Source organism: Streptomyces sp. NPDC045695 (assembly GCF_056432025.1).
In genome coordinates, this window is sequence record NZ_JBWKJU010000007.1 from 226,463 (window position 1) to 242,793 (window position 16,331).

The window sequence follows — 16,331 nt, forward strand, 5'->3', positions numbered from 1 at the left end:
ACCCGCGCGGCCGGAGGTGTTCCTCCGGCCCGCGCTCTGGACGGCATACCGACTGGTCGGCATGATGTCTCACGAACACCCGTCGTCCACCCCGCACGGAGGTGCACCCCATGAGCCCAGCCTCAGCCTCGGCAGCGGCCGGCCCGCCGGGCCTCGACCTGGAGCGGCTGCGCGGCCATCTCGACCGGGCCCGGCCGGGACTCGTGGCCGGGTCCCTTCGCGGCCGGCTGATCGAGGGCGGCCGGTCGAACCTCACCTACGAGATCACCGACGGGACCGCCCGCTGGGTGGTGCGCCGGCCGCCGCTGGGCCACGTCCTGGCCACCGCCCACGACATGCGCCGCGAGCACCGGGTCATCGCCGCGCTGCACGGCACGGCCGTGCCGGTGCCCGAGCCGGTCCTGCTGTGCGAGGACGAGGCCGTGCTCGGGGCGCCGTTCTACGTCATGCAGTACGTGGACGGGGTGCCGTACCGCACGGCCGGCGAGCTCGCCGCGCTCGGCCCGGAGCGCACCCGCCGGGCGGTGCTGGGACTGGTGGACACCCTGGTCGAGCTGCACGCGGTGGACCCGCAGGCGGTGGGTCTGGGCGACTTCGGCCGGCCCGAGGGCTTCCTGGACCGGCAGTTGCGCCGCTGGGGCAAGCAGCTCGCGGCCTCGCGGGGGCGGGAGCTCGCCGGGATCGACGCACTGCACGCCGCGCTGGGCCGGGCGGTGCCCGCGTCCCCCGCCCCGACCGTGGTCCACGGGGACTTCCGGCTCGACAACGTTCTGATCGGCGGCCCGGAGGACACGATCCGGGCGGTGCTGGACTGGGAGATGTCCACGCTGGGCGATCCACTGACCGACCTCGGGCTGCTGGTCATGTACAGCTCGGACCTGGGCCTGACCGAATCTCCCGTCAGCACGACGAGCGGGGCGCCGGGCCACCCGGCCCCCGCCGAGCTCGTCGAACGGTACGCCGCCCGCTCCGGCCGGGACACGGACGCCATCGCCTGGTACACGGCCTTCGCCTGGTTCAAGCTCGCCGTGATCCTCGAAGGCATCCACCACCGCTACACCCTCGGGCAGACCGTGGGTGCGGGCTTCGACCGGATCGGCGAGCTGGTCCCGGTCTTCATCGAGCACGGACTGACCACCCTCCAGGAAGGCTGAGGCACGCACCCATGGACTTCGCATTCGACGCCCGGACCGAGGAACTCCGCGAACGGCTCCTCGCGTTCATGGAGGAGTACGTCTACCCGGCGGAGCCCGTCGCCGCCGAGCAGCGCGCACGGCTGGCCTCGCCCTGGGACACCCCGGCCGTCTTCGGTGAACTGAAGGCCGAAGCACGCCGCCAGGGATTGTGGAACCTCTTCTACGTCAACCGGCACGGCCACACCGAGGACGGGCACGGAGCCGGTCTGACCAACCTGCAGTACGCCCCGCTCGCCGAGATCACCGGCCGCAGCCCGCACCTGGCGCCCATGGCGACGAACTGCGCTGCCCCGGACACCGGCAACATGGAGCTGCTCGCGCACTTCGGCAGCGAGGAGCACAAGAAGCAGTGGCTCGAACCCCTGCTGGCCGGGGAGATCCGCTCCGCCTTCGCGATGACCGAGCCCGAGGTGGCCTCCTCGGACGCGACGAACGTCGAGACCCGCATCGAGCGCGACGGGGACGAGTACGTGGTCACCGGGCGCAAGTGGTACATCTCCGGGGCCATGAACCCGGACTGCAAGATCTTCATCGTGATGGGCAAGACCGACCCGCAGGGCGCCGATCCGCGCCGCCAGCAGTCGATGATCCTGGTCCCGCGCGACACCCCGGGGGTGGAGGTGCGCCGGGCGATGACGGTGTATGGCTACGCGGACCACGACCACGGCGGCCACGCCGAGGTGGTCTTCCACGGGGCGCGGGTCCCGGCGGCGAACCTGATCGGTGAGGAGGGCGGCGGCTTCGCCATCGCCCAGGCCCGGCTCGGCCCGGGCCGCATCCACCACTGCATGCGGCTGATCGGCATGGCGGAGCGGGCCATCGAGCTGATGTGCCGGCGCGCGGTGGACCGTACCGCCTTCGGCAAGCCGCTGGCGGCGCAGGGCGTCGTACAGAACTGGATCGCCGACGCCCGGGTCACGGTGGAGCAGTTGCGGCTGCTCGTGCTGAAGACGGCGTGGCTGATGGACACGGTCGGGAACCGGGGCGCGCACACCGAGATCCAGGCCATCAAGATCGCGACCCCGCGGGCGGTGGTGGGGATCCTGGACCAGGCGGTGCAGCTGCACGGCGCGGGCGGGGTGAGCCAGGACTTCCCGCTGGCCGAGCTGTGGGCGGCGGCGCGGACCCTGCGGCTGGCCGACGGCCCGGACGAGGTGCACCAGCGGTCGCTGGCGCGACGGGAGCTGAAGCGCCACCAGTAGCCGGTCTCCCGGCCGGCGGCGCCCGCTGCGGACGCCGCCGGACGCCGCCCGCGGTCGCCCGTTACGGACGCAGCGCGCGCAGCAGCAGGTCGGCGAGGTGGTCGGCCACCTGCTGCGGCGTGAGCGGACCGTCCGCCCGGTACCAGGTGGACAGGTGGTGGACGGACCCGAAGTGGTAGTCCACCACCAGGTCCGCGGGGGTGGCGGTGGAGAACACACCCGTGCGCTGGCCCTCCTCGACCAGGGCCCGGAAGCGCTCGTGGTAGCGCCGGCGCTCCGCCCGCACCTGCTTGAACTTCTCGGGGCTGAGCTGGTGCATCGAGCGGAAGAAGATCATCGCGTCGTCGAGGTTCTCGATCGTGGTGACGACCACGTCGGCGGCGGCCGCCCGCAGCCGTTCCTCGACGGGGGCGTCGGATCCGGCCACCGCGTCGAGCCGCTGCTGCTGGAGGCGCAGCATCCGCGCGTACACCTCGTGCAGCAGATCGTCCTTGGACCCGAAGTAGTGGTAGAGCGCGCCCTTGGTGACGCCGGCCGCCTCGACGATCTCCTGGACCGAGGTGCGGTCGTAGCCGCGCTCGGCGAACAGCCTGGTGGCGACGGCCAGCAGCCGCTGCGGTACCGGGGCTTCGTGGGTGCCTTCGGGCTCCGTGCTCTTGGCCGCCATGGTGCTGGCCTTCCCTTCCTCGTTCCTGCCTGGCCGTCGCGACCAGCTGTACGACCATCCGACTGTATTCAGCCGCGCTCGCGCAGTTCCCGTCGCAGGATCTTGCCACTGGTCGTCTTCGGAAGGACAGGCAGGATCTCCACCTGGCGCGGGTATTTGTACGCGGCGATGCGCTCGGCGCAGTGGGCGGAGAGCTCCTGCGGTGCGGCCGAGGTGCCGGGGCGCAGGCTCACGTACGCCTTGACGCTCTCTCCCCGGTACGGGTCGGGGACTCCGACCACGGCGGCCTCGCGCACGGCGGGGTGGGTGTAGAGGACGTCCTCGACCTCGCGCGGCCAGACCTTGAAGCCGGAGGCGTTGATCATGTCCTTCTTGCGGTCGACGACGTAGAGCCAGCCGTCCGGGTCCATGAAGCCGACGTCGCCGGTGCGCAGTTCGCCGTCCGGGAAGGCCTCGGCGGTCTCGGCGGGCAGCCCCCAGTAGCCGGGCACGACCTGGGGTCCGCGGACGGCTATCTCGCCGGTCTCGCCGAAGGGGACCTCGGCGCCCTGCTCGTCGAGGATGCGCACGACGGTGTCGGCGCCCGGCAGACCCACGGAGAGGGTGCCGGTGGCGGGGTCGACGGGGGCTTCGAGGTGCACGGGCACGGAGGCGCAGGCAGCGGTGGTCTCGGTGAGGCCGTAGCCGTTGCGCAGCGAAAAGCCGAAGGCGGTGCGCAGGCGCGCGACGAGCGCGGGCGGGAGGGGGGCTCCGCCGCAGGAAACGACCTTGAAGGAGGCGAAGTGGTCCGGGGTGACGCCGGGATGGGCGGCGAGGGCGATGAAGGCGGTGGCCGGTCCGACGGTGTAGGCCGGGCGGTGTTCGAGGAAGGCGTCGAGGACGACTCCGGCGTCGAAGCGGTGCGCGAGGGCGAGGGTCCCGGCGTTGACGAAGCAGGCGGCGAGCTCGCACACCATGCCGGTGATGTGGAAGAGGGGCGCCAGGGCGAAGTAGGTGGCGCCCTCGGACAGGGGGTGGCCGGCGACCTGCCGGCCGGCGTTGTGGGTGAGCGCGCCGTGCGGGTTCATCGCACCCTTGGGGGCGCCGCTGGTGCCGGAGGTGTAGCTGATCAGGGCGGTGTCGGCGGCGGTGAGGGCGGGGGCGTCCGGCGCGGGGTGGCCGAGGCGGGCCACGGTGGCGAAGTCGTCGACGGCGGGGGCCGACGGGCCGGCCTCGGGCGCCTCGGGCGCCGGAGTCTGGGCCGCGGGGGCCTCGGGCGCCGGAGTCTGGGGCGCCGGAGCCTCCGGCGCCGGGCTGAAGAGCCGCGGGTCGTGGCGCGTCTGGAAGTCCGCGTCGGAGGCGGTCAGGACCGTCCGTACGGCGCTGCCGTCCACGGCCCCGCGAAGGTACGCGCTCCACGCGCGGCCCTCGCAGACCAGTGCGGCCGCCCCGGCGTCGCGGAGGATGTGCCCGACCTCGCCCGCTTTGTACATGGGATTGAGCGGGACGACCACGGCCCCGGCCTTCCAGGCGGCCAGTACGGCGAGCACGAAGTGCGGGGTGTTCTGGAGCATGACCGCGACCCGGTCCCCGCGGCGGACGCCCCGCGCGGCGAGGTGGCCGGCGACGGAGTCGGAGAGCGCGTCGGCCTCGGCGTATCCGATCCGGCCGTCGAAATAGGCCAGCGCGGTGCGCCCGGGGGCGCGGGCGGCGGCCGCACGGAAGGCGTGCAGCACGGTGGCCGGCGGCGTGTGGGGCGCCCGCTGGGCCGGGCTGAGGAGGGCGAGCCAGGGTTTGGCGGCGTACGAGGAGATCACCTGGTCTCCCATTTCTGCTGGAGGTGGCTCATGTTGCTCAGCCAGCGGTCCGGCTCGGTGGCGCGGGCGGCGTAGTAACCGGCGACCTCGGGGTGCGGCAGGATCAAGAAGCGTCCCTTCTCCATGCCGTCGAACAGCGCATCCGCGACCGCTTCCGGCTCGATCGCGGTCGGCGCGAGGACGAGTTCGCCCGCCGAGCCCGCGGCGGTCAGCATGTCGGTGCGCACCCCCTGCGGGCAGATCGCGTGGACCTGGACGCCGCGGTGGCGGTAGGTCAGCGAAAGCCATTCGGCGAAGGCGAGCGCACCATGCTTGGTGACACTGTACGGGGCCGCTCCGATCATGGTCAGCAGCCCGGCGGCGGAGACGGTGGACACGAACCGGCCGCCGCCCCGCTCCAGCCAGTCCGGCAGCAGCAGGCGGGCGGCGCGCACGTGCGCCATGACGTTGGTGTCCCAGGCCGCCTCCCAGACGGCCTCGTCGGCGAACGCGTCTCCGCCCGAGGCGAGCCCGGCGTTGGCGCAGTAGGTGTCGACCGTGCCGCCGAGCGCCTTGCGGGCCTCGGCCACGATCTCCGACGCGTCCCCGGCGAGCGGGATCGCCCGCGGCCCGATCGCTGCCGCCACGGCGGCGGCCCTGGCCGGGTCGAGGTCGTTGACCACCACCGTGGCGCCCTCGGCCGCGAAGCGGTGGGCGAGGGCGGCGCCGATGCCACCTCCCGCTCCGGTGACGACGACTCGCTGGTCCTGGTACGCGCTCACGGGGATCACCTCTCGTACGGCCGGATGCGGATGCCCGGTGGGGGCGTGCTGGGTCCGGACGTCGAGCAGACTAACCAGTCGGTATGTTCGGGCGGAAGGGGTGTGCCTCGTAGCGTGGCCGGATGACGGTGTCACGACGCGGGGTGCTGGGACTGGCGGGGGCCATGGGCGCGCTGGGGACGGTGGGAGCCGCCGAGCCGGGCGGGACCGCCGGGGCGAGCGGGCCGCGGGGCGGCCGGGTCAGGACCGGTTTCGAGCGTCTGGCCGCGGACGGTTACGGCGTGCTGGCCGGTCAGAAGGTCGGGGTGGTCACCAACCCCACCGGGATCACGGCCGACGCCCGGCACCTGGTCGACGTCCTGCACGCGGACGCCCGGGTGGAGCTGGTCGCGGTGTTCGGGCCCGAGCACGGGTTCCGCGGCACGGCGCAGGCGGGCGACGCCGAGGGGGCGGGGCGCGATCCGGCGACCGGGCTGCCGGTGTACGACACGTACGGCCTGAGCGGGCAGCGGCTCGCGGACGTGTTCACGGCGGCCGGGATCGACACCGTCGTCTTCGACATCCAGGACGTCGGGGCGCGCTTCTACACCTACATCTGGACCCTCTACGACTGCATGCGCGCCGCCGCGCTCGCCGGCAAGGCGGTGGTGGTGCTGGACCGGCCCAATCCGGTGGGCGGCCGACGGGCCGCGGGACCCGTGCTGCGACGGCCGTACGCGAGCTTCGTCGGCCGGGAGCCGATCGCCCTGGCGCACGGGATGACGGCGGCCGAGCTGGCCCTGCTCTTCAACGGCGAGTTCCTGAACGGCGGGTCCTTTCCCCGAGGGCCGGTCAGGCTCCGGACGGTGTCGATGTCCGGGTGGCGGCGGGGGTCGTTCTTCGGGGAGACCGGGCTGCCCTGGGTGCCGCCGAGCCCGAACATGCCGACCGCGGACACGGCTCTGGCGTATGCGGGCACCTGCCTGTTCGAGGGGACGAACCTCTCCGAGGGGCGCGGGACGACCACCCCGTTCGAGGTGCTGGGCGCGCCGGGCGTCGACCGCCGGTGGGCCGAGGCGGCGAACGCACTGGAGCTGCCCGGCGTGTGGTTCCGGGAGGCCTACTTCACACCGACCTTCTCCCAGCACGTGGGGAAGGTGTGCGGCGGTGTGCGGCTGATCGTCCATGACCGGGAGTCCTTCGACCCCGTGCGGGCCGGGATCGGACTGCTGGTCACCGCCCGCCGGGCGTGGAGCGGCTTCGGCTGGCGCGCGGACCACTGGATCGACCGGCTGACCGGCTCGGACCGGGTGCGGACGATGGTGGACGCGGGGGCCGGGGTGGAGGAGATCGTGGGCGACTGGGCGGCGGAGCTGGCGCGGTTCGAGGCGGTGCGCCGGCAGTACCTGCTCTACGCGTGAGCCGACCGTGCCGGGGGGCTGGCCGGACGGGCACGACAGCAGGATGCTGGCCAGTGCTGCGGCTGGAGGCAGGGCGTTGAGGGGGTCGTCATGGCGGGGATCGGTGGCGGGGCCGGGATCGGGGCCGGGATCGGGGCCGGGATCGGGGCCGGGATCGGGGCCGGGATCGGGGCCGGGATCGGGGTCGGGCCGTACGCGGAGCTGACCTTCGACTCCGAAGGGGACGTCGACCGGGCGACGCAGGGGATGGTGGCCCGGATGGAGGCCACGGACGTCCTGGTCTTCGCGCACGGCTGGAACAGCGACCGCTCCACGGCGACCCGGCTCTACGACCGCTTCTTCGCCCCCTTCCCGGGGCTCGTCGGGCCGGGGGTGCGCCTGGGCTACGTGGGCGTCGTATGGCCCGCGATGCGTTTCTCCGACGAGCCGATACCCGACTTCGACGCGCCCGGCGCCGTCGCCGTACCCGCCGTACCCGCCGACGCCGGTACGGCGCTGGACCCCGCCACCCGGGAAGCACTCGACGCGTTCTGGCCGGGGCGGCGGGCGGAGCTGGACAGGGTGGCGCAGCTGCTGGAGGAGCGGCCCGACTCGGCGGTCGCCTTCATCGAGTTCGGCGCCCTCGTCCGGGAGCTGGCGGGGGTGGACGCGGTGGCCACGGCGGCCGCCCCGTCGGTTCCCGCGATCTTCGTGGACGACGTACTGGAGGTCTGCCGGACCCTCACCCTCGCCCTGGTCGAGGCGGGCGCGCCGGCCAGGGGCGCCGACGAGCCGGGCCTCGCGCTCGGCGGCGGGCTGCGCGGCCTGTGGGGAGGCGCCAAGGAACTGCTGCGGCAGGCGACGTACTACAAGATGAAGAAGCGGGCCGGAGTGGTCGGCGAACGCGGGCTCGGCCCGGTCCTGGCAGAGCTCGCGGCCAGCCGTCCGGCGCTGCGCTTCCATCTGATCGGGCACAGTTTCGGGGCGCGGGTGGTGTCGTTCTCGCTGCGCGCGGTGCCGGCCGGAGCCCGTTACGTGAAGTCCGTGACCCTGCTCCAAGGGGCCTTCTCCCATTACGCGTTCGCCGACCGGCTGCCGCACGACGAACGCAACGGCGGCGCCCTGCGCGGCCTCCACGGCAGGGTCGACGGACCGGTGGTGGCCTGCCACTCACCGCACGACTCGGCACTGAGGGTGTTCTACCCGCTCGCCGCCCGGATGGCAGGCGATTCGGCCGGTCTGCTCGGCTTCGACGAGCGCTGGGGCGCGGTCGGGCACGACGGGGTGCGGGCGGTGCCGGGCGCGCCGCGGCTGAGCCTCGACGCGGCCCTGCGCGAGGGGGTGCCCGCGACCGGTTGCGTCAGTGTGGACGCGGGCTCCGTGGTGCGGCGCGGCGGCGCCCCCTCGGGGGCGCACAGCGACATCTGCCACGAGGAACTGGCCCGGCTCGTGGTGGGAGCGGGGCGCATGGGGCGCTGACTTCCGGCCACGTGCCACCCGCACGCCTCGACCGCCCCCGCATGCGCCCACCCCCGGCCGGGCATGTTGGGCACATCGGCGGAGGTGATGGTGTGATGGCGGGATTCCGGAGTCTGGCCTATCAGGTGCGCGACGCGCGCAACGACCGCGCCCTGCGGCGCCATTCGCTGCGCCGCTGCCTGGAGCGGTTCGCGCCGTACGGGCACCGGGCCACCTGGTGGCACCTGTGCGACCGGCACGGGATCGCCCCCGAGGACCGCGGGGCGGATCCGCTGCGGCTGGTCGCCGCGCTGGAGGAGCTGGAGGAGGCGCGGGCGGTGTGGCTGGAGTACGAGCGCCAGTTCGCGGAGCGACGCAGACGGGAGAAGCACCACGGCCTGCGCCGGCCCGAGTGGGCGTGGGGCGGGAGCGGGGACGCGGTGGTGCGGTGCGCGGATCCGGGCGTGCGGCCGGAGGGGGCGCTGGGGGAGGTACTGCGCAGGCTGGTGCGGGCACTGGAGTCGGAGCCGGGCACCGGGTGCCCGGTCTGCGGGGAGCAGGAGCTGCGCTGGCCGCCGGTGACGGCGGCGCCGAGGCGCGTTCCGTCCGGGGCCGACGGGAGCTCCGGGCACGGCCCGTGGGAAGGGGCCTGGGCTTGGGACGGTCCGGTGTGCGCGGGCTGCGGGATCGTGGTGCCGAGGCCGGCGCTGGCGGACACCCCCACGGCGGGGGCGGCGTGAGCCCGGGGCACGGCACAAGTACGGGACATGACGCGAGCCCGGGGCACGGCGTGAGGCCGCGGCACCGCGCGAGCCCGGGAGCCGCGTGAGCCCGCGCCCCGGCGTGGGTCCTGCGCTGCCGGTGTCGCTGAACGGCTCCCGGAGTGCCGCCGACGGGCCGGCCGTGCCGATGTCGCCGGGGGACCTGGCGCAAGCGGCGTGGCGGGCGGTCGCCGCCGGGGCCGGGGAGGTACTGGTGCACCCGCGGACCCCGTGCGGGAGGGAGAGCCTCTCGCCCCGGGTGGTCGGGCCGGCGCTGGAGGCGCTGCGGGGCGCGGGGGTCGGTGTGCCGCTCTCGGTGTGCGCGAGCATCGGGGCAGAGCCCGATCCCGCGGGGCGCCTGGAGCGGGTGCGGTCGTGGTCGGTGCTGCCGGACCGGGCGGTCGTGGACTTCGCGGAGCCCGGGGCCACGGACTTGGCCGAGGTCCTGCTGGCGCGGGGCGTCGCGGTGGACGCGGAGGTCGCGCTGGGCGGAGCGGCCGGGCCGGAGCCGATGCGACGGTTCCTGTCCTGGCCGGTGCGCGAGCCCGCCCGGGTCCGGCTCCTGGCCGAGCTCGCGTCGGCCGATCCCGCCCTGGTGGCCGCGCTGCCCGGCCTGCCGCCGGTGGCGGTGCTGCTGTACGGGCGGGAGGCGGCCGCCTGGCCGGTGCTGCGGCTGGCCGTACGGTGCGGCGCGGGCGCGCGGACCGGCGTAGGAGACGTACTGCACCTGCCGGACGGGCGGCCGGCGCGGTCGAACGCCGAGCTGGTGACGGCGGCGCTGGAGGAGCGCCGGCCTACAGCCGCGAGCCGGTGAGCCGGTCGCCGAAGGCGTCGTCCGGGTTGGACAGGGCGCAGGTTTCCAGGGACAGGCAGCCGCAGCCGATGCAGTCGGTCAAGTGGTCGCGCAGGCGTCCGAGTTGGCTGATCCGCTGGTCGAGCTCGGCGCGCCACGCCTCGGAGAGGCGGGCCCAGTCCTCGCGGTTGGGGGTGCGCTCCTCGGGGAGGCGGGCGAGTGCCTCGCGGATGCTGGCCAGGGGGATGCCCACGCGCTGGGCGGCGCGCACGAAGGCCACCCTGCGCAGTGCGTCGCGGGTGTAGCGGCGCTGGTTGCCGGAGGTGCGGCGGCTGCTGATCAGGCCCTTGGCCTCGTAGAAGTGGAGCGCCGAGACGGCCGCGCCGCTGCGGGCGGACAGCTGGCCGACGGTGAGCTCGTGGATGTTCTCGGGAATCTGCGGCACCCGGCCGAGGGTAGTCGGAGGTCCGTTGACATACCCATACCGTCCCACCATGCTGAGCAAGCGCTTGTTCGCCCGGTCGCACACCAGCGGCAGTCGCCCGCACGTCAGTCGTAGTCGAGAAGACAGGAGCAGGGCATGGCCGAGCCGAGGATCTTCACGTCCGCCGAGGAGCTGCACGCCGGGATCGGCGCGCCGCTCGGCCCCAGCGAGTGGCTGAAGGTGGACCAGAAGCGGATCGACCTCTTCGCGGACGCCACCGGGGACCACCAGTGGATCCACGTGGACCCGGAGCGGGCGGCGTCCGGACCCTTCGGTTCCACCATTGCGCACGGCTACCTGACGCTGTCCCTGCTGCCCAGCCTGGTACCGCAGGTCATGCGGGTCGAGGGCATGCGGATGGGCCTCAACTACGGGGCGAACAAGGTGCGTTTCCCGGCTCCGGTGCCGGTCGGCTCCCGGCTGCGCGCCACGGCCGTGATCACGGAGGTCGCGGAGGCGGGCGGCGGCGTGCAGGTCACGGCCACCGTCACGGTCGAGCGCGAGGGCGGCGACAAGCCGGTGTGCGTGGCCGAAGCGGTGTCCCGCTACTACTTCTGAGGGCGCGGCCGCTACTTCTGAGGGCGCGGCCGCGCGGCCACCATGCGCAGCACGAGGTCGGCGTAGAGCGCGCCGACCTCGTCGGGCGTGCGCTGCCCGGCCACGTTGAACCAGCGGGCCACGTCGATGCACAGCGACAGCACGGCGAGGGTGGTGCCCGGCACGTCGGGCACGTCGAACTCCCCCGCCGCGACCCCCTCCACGAGGATGCGGCGCACGACGGCGTCGCTCTGCCGGCGCAGCGCCACGATCTCGGAGCGGTGCTCGGCAGCGAGGGCGTCGAGCTCGTACTGGACCACGCGCGCGGTGGTGTGGTGCGCCGCGTGCCACAGGACGAACGACCGCACGGCGGCGTCGAGCCGGTCGGCGGCGCAGCCGGGGCCCTCGGCCGCCGCGGTGAGGATCTCCAGCGCCTTGTCGTGGCCGATCCGGCTGATGCGGTGGAGCAGCTCTTCCTTGGTCTTGTAGTGGATGTAGAGCGCGGCCGGGCTCATGCCGGCGCGACTGGCGATGTCACGCGTGGTGGTGGCGTGGTACCCACGCTCGGCGAAGGCCTCGACGGCGGCGACGAGCAGCCGCCGCGCGGCGTCGGGGGTGACCTCCGACCACGGCTGGTAGCCGCCGGTCTCCACCGCGCTGTCCATCTCTCGCTCACCCTCTTCGCCTTGCAGGAATGAACACCTTACCGGAGGGTGAGCAAGCGCTTAGCGGAGATCGGCCCTCCGATGGAGGCGAAGGACGGCCGGGGGGGCTCAGAAGGCGGACACTCCCGTGCGGGCGCGGCCGATGAGCAGCTTCTGGATCTGGCTGGTGCCCTCGTACAGGGTCATCACGCGGGCGTCGCGCAGCAGCTTGCCCGCCGGGTACTCGTCGATGTAACCGTAACCGCCGTGCACCTGGAGGGCGTTGCTCGCGGCGCGCACGGCGGCCTCGGAGGCGAAGAGCTTGGCGGTGGAGGACTCGACGGCGAAGGGCTGGCCGCGGTCGATGAGGTCCGCGACCCGCCAGGTCAGCAGCCGGGCCGCGTCCACGTCGACGGAGATGTCGGCGATGAGCTCCTGGACCAGCTGGTGGTGGGCTATCGGCTTTCCGAACTGCTCGCGCTGGGCGGCGTACGAAACGGCCGCGTCCAGCGCCGCCTGGGCGATGCCCACGCAGCCGGCGGCGACCGACATCCGGCCCTTGGCCAGGGCGGACATGGCGACCGAGAAGCCCTTGCCCTCGGGGCCGAGCAGCGCGGAGGCGGGCACGCGCACGCCGTCGAGGGTGATCTCGGCGGTGGCCTGGCCGCGCAGGCCGAGTTTGCCGTGGATCTCGCGGCGGCTCAGACCCGGGGTGTCCGTGGGGACGAGGAAGGCGCTGACCCCGCGGTGGCCGGGCTCCTCGCCGGTGCGGGCGAAGAGGAGCACCACGTCGGCCCAGGTGCCGTTCGTGATGAACATCTTGCTGCCGTCGAGGACGTACGAGTCCCCCTCCCGCACGGCGCGGGTGGTGAGGGCGCCCGCGTCGGAGCCCGTGCCGGGTTCGGTCAGGCCGAAGCAGCCGAGCGCGTCGCCGGAGCACAGCCGGGGCAGCCAGGCGCGCTTCTGCTCCTCGGTCCCCCAGGCCGCGATGGTCTTGGCGACGAGGCCGAGGGAGACCGAGACGATCCCGCGCACGGCGGAGTCGCCGCGCCCGAGCTCCTCGGTGACCAGGACGTAGGCGAGGTGGTCGCCGCCGGAGCCGCCGTACTCCTCGGGGACGGTCATCCCGAGGAAGCCCAGGGCCCCGAGCTTCTTCACGACGGCCCGGTCCACGCTCTCGGCACGGTCCCAGGCGGCGGCGTACGGGGCCACCTCGCGCTCGGTGAACTCGCGGGCGAGCCGGCGTACGGCGGCCTGCTCCTCGCTCAGCTCCATGTTCACCGGGCACCTCCGGGCACCTCGTCCGGGCTTTTAACTAGCGCCGGTAGTTTATGGCGGGCAGGGCCTACTATGTGGCGCATGGCCAGACCGCGCAAGCCCCTCCTCAGCAGAGCCCGGATCGTCGAGGCGGCGGGTGCGCTGGTGGACGCGGAAGGGCTGGAGGCGGTGTCGACGCGTCGGCTGGCGGCCGCGCTCGGGGTCAGCGGACCCTCCCTGTACAACCACTTCCGGACCAAGGACGAGATCCTGGAGGCGGTGGCGGACGCGGTGAGCGCGCGGGTCGACTTGTCGATGTTCGAAGGGGCCTGCCAGGACTGGCGCGGGGCCCTGCACGCGTGGGCGCACTCCTACCGGGACGCCCTGTCGGACCATCCGCACATCGTCCCGGTGCTGGCGCGCGGGCCGGGCCGCCGCCCGGCCGGACTACGGGTGGCGGACGCGGTGTTCGGCGCGATGACGGCGGCGGGCTGGCCGCCGGCGCAGGCGACCCGGATCGGCGCGCTGATGCGCTACTTCATCCTGGGCTCGGCGGTCGCCTCGTTCGCCCGGGGGTTCGTGGACGACCGCACGGCATACGACCCGGCGGACTACCCCCACCTGGGCCAGGCCCACCTGCTGGCCGAGCGGCAGCGCGAGGTGGACGAGGGCGCCTTCGAGACGGGCCTGGCGGCGCTGCTGGACGGGCTGGCGCTCCAGTACGCGGCTCTGAAGGACGCCCGGCTGGACGCCCCACCGGAGCGTCCAGCCGGGTGAAGAGCTGAGAACGGGCTAGAAGACGACCAGCGAGCGGCCGCCCTTGCCCGCGAGCATCGCGTCGAAGGCCGCCGGGATGCCGTCGAGGGTGATGCGGTCGGTGACCAGCGCGCCGAGATCGAGGCGGCCCGCGCGGACGTGCTCGGCGATCACCGGGAGGTCCACGGCGGGGTCGCTGTTGCCGTAGACGCAGCCCGTGAGGGTGCGGGCGAAGTGGAAGATCTCCAGGGCGTGGAAGGTGATCTGCTGCTCCTTGCCCCCGATGCCGACGACCGTGGTGCGGCCGCCGCGACGGGTGGACTCCCAGGCCGCGCGGATGCTCTGCGCCCGGCCCGCGCACTCCACGGCGACGTCCGCGCCGTGCCCGCCGGTGAGCGCGCGGATCTGCTTGGCGGTGGTGTCGGAGGCGAGCACGAAGTCGGTGGCCCCGGCGGCGCGGGCAAGCTCCTCCTTCGCCGGGGACACGTCGACGGCGATGACGGGGCCCGCCTGGGCGACCCGGGCGGACTGGAGGGCGGACAGACCGACTCCGCCGACGCCGAAGACGGCCACCGATTCGCCGGGGCGGACCTGGGCGCTGTGATGGACGGCCCCGTAGCCGGTGAGGACGGCGCAGCCGAGCAGGGCGGCCTCGGCGAGCGGGATGCCGGCGGGCGCGGGCAGCACGCAGTTGGCCGCGACGACGGTCTCCTCGGCGAAGGCGGCCACGTTCAGTCCGGGGTGCAGCTCCACCCCCTCCGCGTCGTGGGCGTAGACGGCGCCGACGCCGGAGAGCGCCGAGGCGCACAGCCAGACCTCGCCGAGGACGCAGTGGTGGCACCGGCCGCAGGACGGGGCCCAGTTGAGCACCACGCCGTCGCCGGGGGCGACGTGGCTGACGCCCTCCCCGACGGCGAGGACCGTACCCGCGCCCTCGTGGCCGAGGACGGCGGGCACGGGGACCCGCATGGTGCCGGTGGTGAGGGAGAGGTCGGAGTGGCAGACCCCGGCTGCGGTGAGCCGCACCCGGACCTGCCCGGGGCCGGGATCGGGCAGCACGATCTCCCGTATCTCCAGCGGAGCTCCGACGGCGGGCAGGATGGCGGCGCGGACCATGGTCGTCGTCTCGTCTTTCCGGTGCGATGAGGGCGGAGGTGCGGTGTGGTGCGGTGTGGATGGGGCCGAGCGTGCGGGGAGACCGGGCGGCCCTCGGGATCAGAACTGCAGGGACTTGGTCTGGAGGTACTCCGCCAGGCCGTGCGGGCCCAGCTCGCGGCCGACACCCGACTGCTTGTAGCCGCCGAAGGGCGCGAGCACGTTGAAGCGACCGCCGTTGATGTCCACCTGCCCGGTGTCCATGCGGCGCGCGAAGGCCTCGGCCGTCGCCTCGTCCTCGGCCCATACGGCGCCGCCCAGGCCGTAGACGGTGCCGTTGGCGATGCGCAGGGCCTCCTCTTCGTCCTCGTACGGGAGGATCGACAGCACCGGGCCGAAGATCTCCTCCTGGGCGATGGTCATGTCGGGGGTGACATCGGCGAACACGGTCGGGGCGACGAAGTACCCCTGCTCGCGCGGTGCGTCCGGGCCGCCCGCGACGAGGCGTGCGCCCTCCTCCACGCCCTTCGCGATGTAGCCGCGGACACGCTCGTGCTGCTTGGCGTTGACGACCGGGCCGACGCGGGTGCCCGGCTCGCGCGGGTCGCCGGTGGGGAACTCGGCGACGGCGGCGGCCGCGAGCGAGACGGCCTCCTCGTACCGGTCGCGGTGGACGAGCATGCGGGTGAGCGCGTTGCAGCTCTGGCCGGTGTTGTTCATGACGTGGCCCACGCCTGCCGCGACGGCCTTGGCCAGGTCGGCGCCGGGCAGGATGACATTGGCCGATTTGCCGCCCAGTTCGAGGGCGACCCGCTTGACGGCGGCGCCGGCGGTGGCGCCGATCTGCTTGCCGACGGCGGTCGAGCCGGTGAAGGAGACGAGGTCGACTCCCTCGTGCGCGGCCAGGGCCTGCCCGGCGACCGGGCCGGTACCGGTCACCAGGTTGAAGACTCCCGCCGGGATGCCCGCCTCGTGCACGGCTTCGGCGAAGAGCTGTGCGGTCAGCGGGGTGTCCTCGGCGGGCTTGAGGACGATGGTGCAGCCGGCGGCGAGAGCGGGCGCCACCTTTGCAACGACCTGGTGCAGCGGATAGTTCCACGGTGTGATGGCTCCGACGACGCCGACCGGCTCCATCAGCACGGTGGAGTTCCCGATCCGCTCCTCGAAGGCGTACGAGGACGCGAGCTCCGCGTAGGAGGAGGCCACCGCGATCGGCGAGCCGACATGGACCGCCGTCGAGAAGCCGATCGGCGAGCCGAGTTCGGCGGTGATGGTGTCGGCGATCTCGGCCTTACGGGCCTGCAGCACGTCGCGGAGCGCGCGGATCAGGGCGCCCCGCTCGGCCGCAGGCGTGGCCGCCCAGCTGGGGAAGGCCGCGCGGGCCGCGCGTACGGCCGCGTCCACGTCCTCGCCGGTCCCGGCCGGGACCTCGGCGATGACCTGCTCGTCGGCAGGATTCACGACCTCGATCCGGTCGCGTCCGACGGCAGGCCGCCACTCGCCGTCTATGTACATCCCGTCGTGGGCCTTCATGGCATTCCTCCC

The 16,331-nt window shown here is 73.9% G+C and carries 16 protein-coding genes; 8 read left to right on the forward strand and 8 right to left on the reverse strand.

All coding sequences use genetic code 11. From position 1 onward, the window contains the following. Positions 1–110: 110 nt before the first annotated feature. Positions 111–1,154: a phosphotransferase family protein gene (locus tag AC07DU_RS15525; protein ID WP_479111764.1), complete on the forward strand. Its 1,044-nt coding sequence runs from the start codon at positions 111–113 to the stop codon at positions 1,152–1,154. An 11-nt stretch (positions 1,155–1,165) separates the two neighbouring features. Next, a complete protein-coding gene (locus AC07DU_RS15530) occupies positions 1,166–2,398 on the forward strand; it encodes an acyl-CoA dehydrogenase family protein (RefSeq protein WP_479031692.1) in 1,233 nt (410 codons plus the stop codon). Between the two features lie 61 nt (positions 2,399–2,459). On the opposite strand, the gene AC07DU_RS15535 is transcribed toward AC07DU_RS15530, so the two are convergent. The 3 genes from AC07DU_RS15535 to AC07DU_RS15545 form a co-directional block, all read right to left on the reverse strand. Beyond that, positions 2,460–3,065 (reverse strand): TetR/AcrR family transcriptional regulator, encoded by a 606-nt coding sequence (locus AC07DU_RS15535; RefSeq protein WP_361950306.1) that lies wholly within the window; start codon positions 3,063–3,065, stop codon positions 2,460–2,462. Between the two features lie 68 nt (positions 3,066–3,133). Further along, complete coding sequence (locus AC07DU_RS15540; RefSeq protein WP_479111766.1) at positions 3,134–4,873, reverse strand: class I adenylate-forming enzyme family protein; 1,740 nt, start codon at positions 4,871–4,873, stop codon at positions 3,134–3,136. Continuing rightward, complete coding sequence (locus tag AC07DU_RS15545) at positions 4,858–5,631, reverse strand: SDR family oxidoreductase (RefSeq protein ID WP_479111768.1); 774 nt, start codon at positions 5,629–5,631, stop codon at positions 4,858–4,860. Before AC07DU_RS15545 ends, AC07DU_RS15540 begins: the two co-directional genes overlap by 16 nt. A 113-nt stretch (positions 5,632–5,744) precedes the next feature. Between AC07DU_RS15545 and AC07DU_RS15550 the strand changes: the two genes are divergently transcribed. From AC07DU_RS15550 to AC07DU_RS15565, 4 genes are all read left to right on the forward strand, one after another. Further along, complete coding sequence (locus AC07DU_RS15550) at positions 5,745–7,022, forward strand: exo-beta-N-acetylmuramidase NamZ family protein (protein ID WP_479111770.1); 1,278 nt, start codon at positions 5,745–5,747, stop codon at positions 7,020–7,022. A gap of 90 nt (positions 7,023–7,112) precedes the next feature. Then, the gene (locus AC07DU_RS15555) at positions 7,113–8,480 is read left to right on the forward strand and encodes a serine-threonine protein kinase (protein ID WP_479111772.1); all 1,368 of its coding nucleotides are present in this window, start codon (positions 7,113–7,115) and stop codon (positions 8,478–8,480) included. A gap of 95 nt (positions 8,481–8,575) precedes the next feature. Then, positions 8,576–9,199, forward strand: coding sequence for a hypothetical protein (locus tag AC07DU_RS15560; RefSeq protein ID WP_479111774.1), 624 nt, complete (start codon positions 8,576–8,578; stop codon positions 9,197–9,199). A gap of 85 nt (positions 9,200–9,284) precedes the next feature. Further along, the gene (locus AC07DU_RS15565) at positions 9,285–10,034 is read left to right on the forward strand and encodes a 3-keto-5-aminohexanoate cleavage protein (protein WP_479111776.1); all 750 of its coding nucleotides are present in this window, start codon (positions 9,285–9,287) and stop codon (positions 10,032–10,034) included. Here AC07DU_RS15565 and soxR read toward each other — a convergent pair. Next, entirely contained in the window at positions 10,015–10,458 is a 444-nt protein-coding gene (gene soxR, locus AC07DU_RS15570; protein WP_360887749.1) for a redox-sensitive transcriptional activator SoxR, read from the reverse strand. The genes AC07DU_RS15565 and soxR overlap by 20 nt on opposite strands. Positions 10,459–10,593: 135 nt before the next feature. Here soxR and AC07DU_RS15575 point away from each other — a divergent pair, with 135 nt between their 5' ends. Beyond that, on the forward strand, positions 10,594–11,055 hold the full coding sequence (locus tag AC07DU_RS15575) for a MaoC family dehydratase (protein ID WP_479111778.1): 462 nt from the start codon (positions 10,594–10,596) through the stop codon (positions 11,053–11,055). A gap of 11 nt (positions 11,056–11,066) precedes the next feature. Here AC07DU_RS15575 and AC07DU_RS15580 read toward each other — a convergent pair whose 3' ends face one another. Both AC07DU_RS15580 and AC07DU_RS15585 read right to left on the reverse strand, forming a co-directional pair. Then, the gene (locus AC07DU_RS15580) at positions 11,067–11,699 is read right to left on the reverse strand and encodes a TetR/AcrR family transcriptional regulator (RefSeq protein ID WP_479111780.1); all 633 of its coding nucleotides are present in this window, start codon (positions 11,697–11,699) and stop codon (positions 11,067–11,069) included. A 108-nt stretch (positions 11,700–11,807) separates the two neighbouring features. Continuing rightward, the gene (locus AC07DU_RS15585) at positions 11,808–12,959 is read right to left on the reverse strand and encodes an acyl-CoA dehydrogenase family protein (RefSeq protein WP_360887757.1); all 1,152 of its coding nucleotides are present in this window, start codon (positions 12,957–12,959) and stop codon (positions 11,808–11,810) included. A 78-nt stretch (positions 12,960–13,037) separates the two neighbouring features. Here AC07DU_RS15585 and AC07DU_RS15590 point away from each other — a divergent pair, with 78 nt between their 5' ends. Then, a complete protein-coding gene (locus tag AC07DU_RS15590) occupies positions 13,038–13,712 on the forward strand; it encodes a TetR/AcrR family transcriptional regulator (RefSeq protein WP_479111783.1) in 675 nt (224 codons plus the stop codon). A 15-nt stretch (positions 13,713–13,727) separates the two neighbouring features. Here AC07DU_RS15590 and AC07DU_RS15595 read toward each other — a convergent pair whose 3' ends face one another. Together AC07DU_RS15595 and AC07DU_RS15600 are read right to left on the reverse strand one after the other, a co-directional pair. After that, positions 13,728–14,807, reverse strand: coding sequence for a Zn-dependent alcohol dehydrogenase (locus tag AC07DU_RS15595; RefSeq protein ID WP_479111785.1), 1,080 nt, complete (start codon positions 14,805–14,807; stop codon positions 13,728–13,730). Between the two features lie 99 nt (positions 14,808–14,906). Next, positions 14,907–16,319, reverse strand: a complete 1,413-nt coding sequence (locus AC07DU_RS15600; RefSeq protein ID WP_479111787.1) for an aldehyde dehydrogenase family protein — start codon at positions 16,317–16,319, stop codon at positions 14,907–14,909. Positions 16,320–16,331 lie beyond the last annotated feature (12 nt).

Bases quoted from the DNA above. Each gene is read 5' to 3' on its own strand.
- AC07DU_RS15575 (WP_479111778.1), top strand. From the start codon at position 10,594: ATGGCCGAGCCGAGGATCTTCACGTCCGCCGAGGAGCTGCACGCCGGG.
- AC07DU_RS15560 (WP_479111774.1), top strand. From the start codon at position 8,576: ATGGCGGGATTCCGGAGTCTGGCCTATCAGGTGCGCGACGCGCGCAAC.
- AC07DU_RS15555 (WP_479111772.1), top strand. From the start codon at position 7,113: ATGGCGGGGATCGGTGGCGGGGCCGGGATCGGGGCCGGGATCGGGGCC.
- AC07DU_RS15590 (WP_479111783.1), top strand. From the start codon at position 13,038: ATGGCCAGACCGCGCAAGCCCCTCCTCAGCAGAGCCCGGATCGTCGAG.
- AC07DU_RS15595 (WP_479111785.1), bottom strand. From the start codon at position 14,807: ATGGTCCGCGCCGCCATCCTGCCCGCCGTCGGAGCTCCGCTGGAGATA.
- AC07DU_RS15525 (WP_479111764.1), top strand. From the start codon at position 111: ATGAGCCCAGCCTCAGCCTCGGCAGCGGCCGGCCCGCCGGGCCTCGAC.
- AC07DU_RS15530 (WP_479031692.1), top strand. From the start codon at position 1,166: ATGGACTTCGCATTCGACGCCCGGACCGAGGAACTCCGCGAACGGCTC.
- AC07DU_RS15550 (WP_479111770.1), top strand. From the start codon at position 5,745: ATGACGGTGTCACGACGCGGGGTGCTGGGACTGGCGGGGGCCATGGGC.
- AC07DU_RS15600 (WP_479111787.1), bottom strand. From the start codon at position 16,319: ATGAAGGCCCACGACGGGATGTACATAGACGGCGAGTGGCGGCCTGCC.
- AC07DU_RS15535 (WP_361950306.1), bottom strand. From the start codon at position 3,065: ATGGCGGCCAAGAGCACGGAGCCCGAAGGCACCCACGAAGCCCCGGTA.
- AC07DU_RS15540 (WP_479111766.1), bottom strand. From the start codon at position 4,873: ATGGGAGACCAGGTGATCTCCTCGTACGCCGCCAAACCCTGGCTCGCC.
- AC07DU_RS15580 (WP_479111780.1), bottom strand. From the start codon at position 11,699: ATGGACAGCGCGGTGGAGACCGGCGGCTACCAGCCGTGGTCGGAGGTC.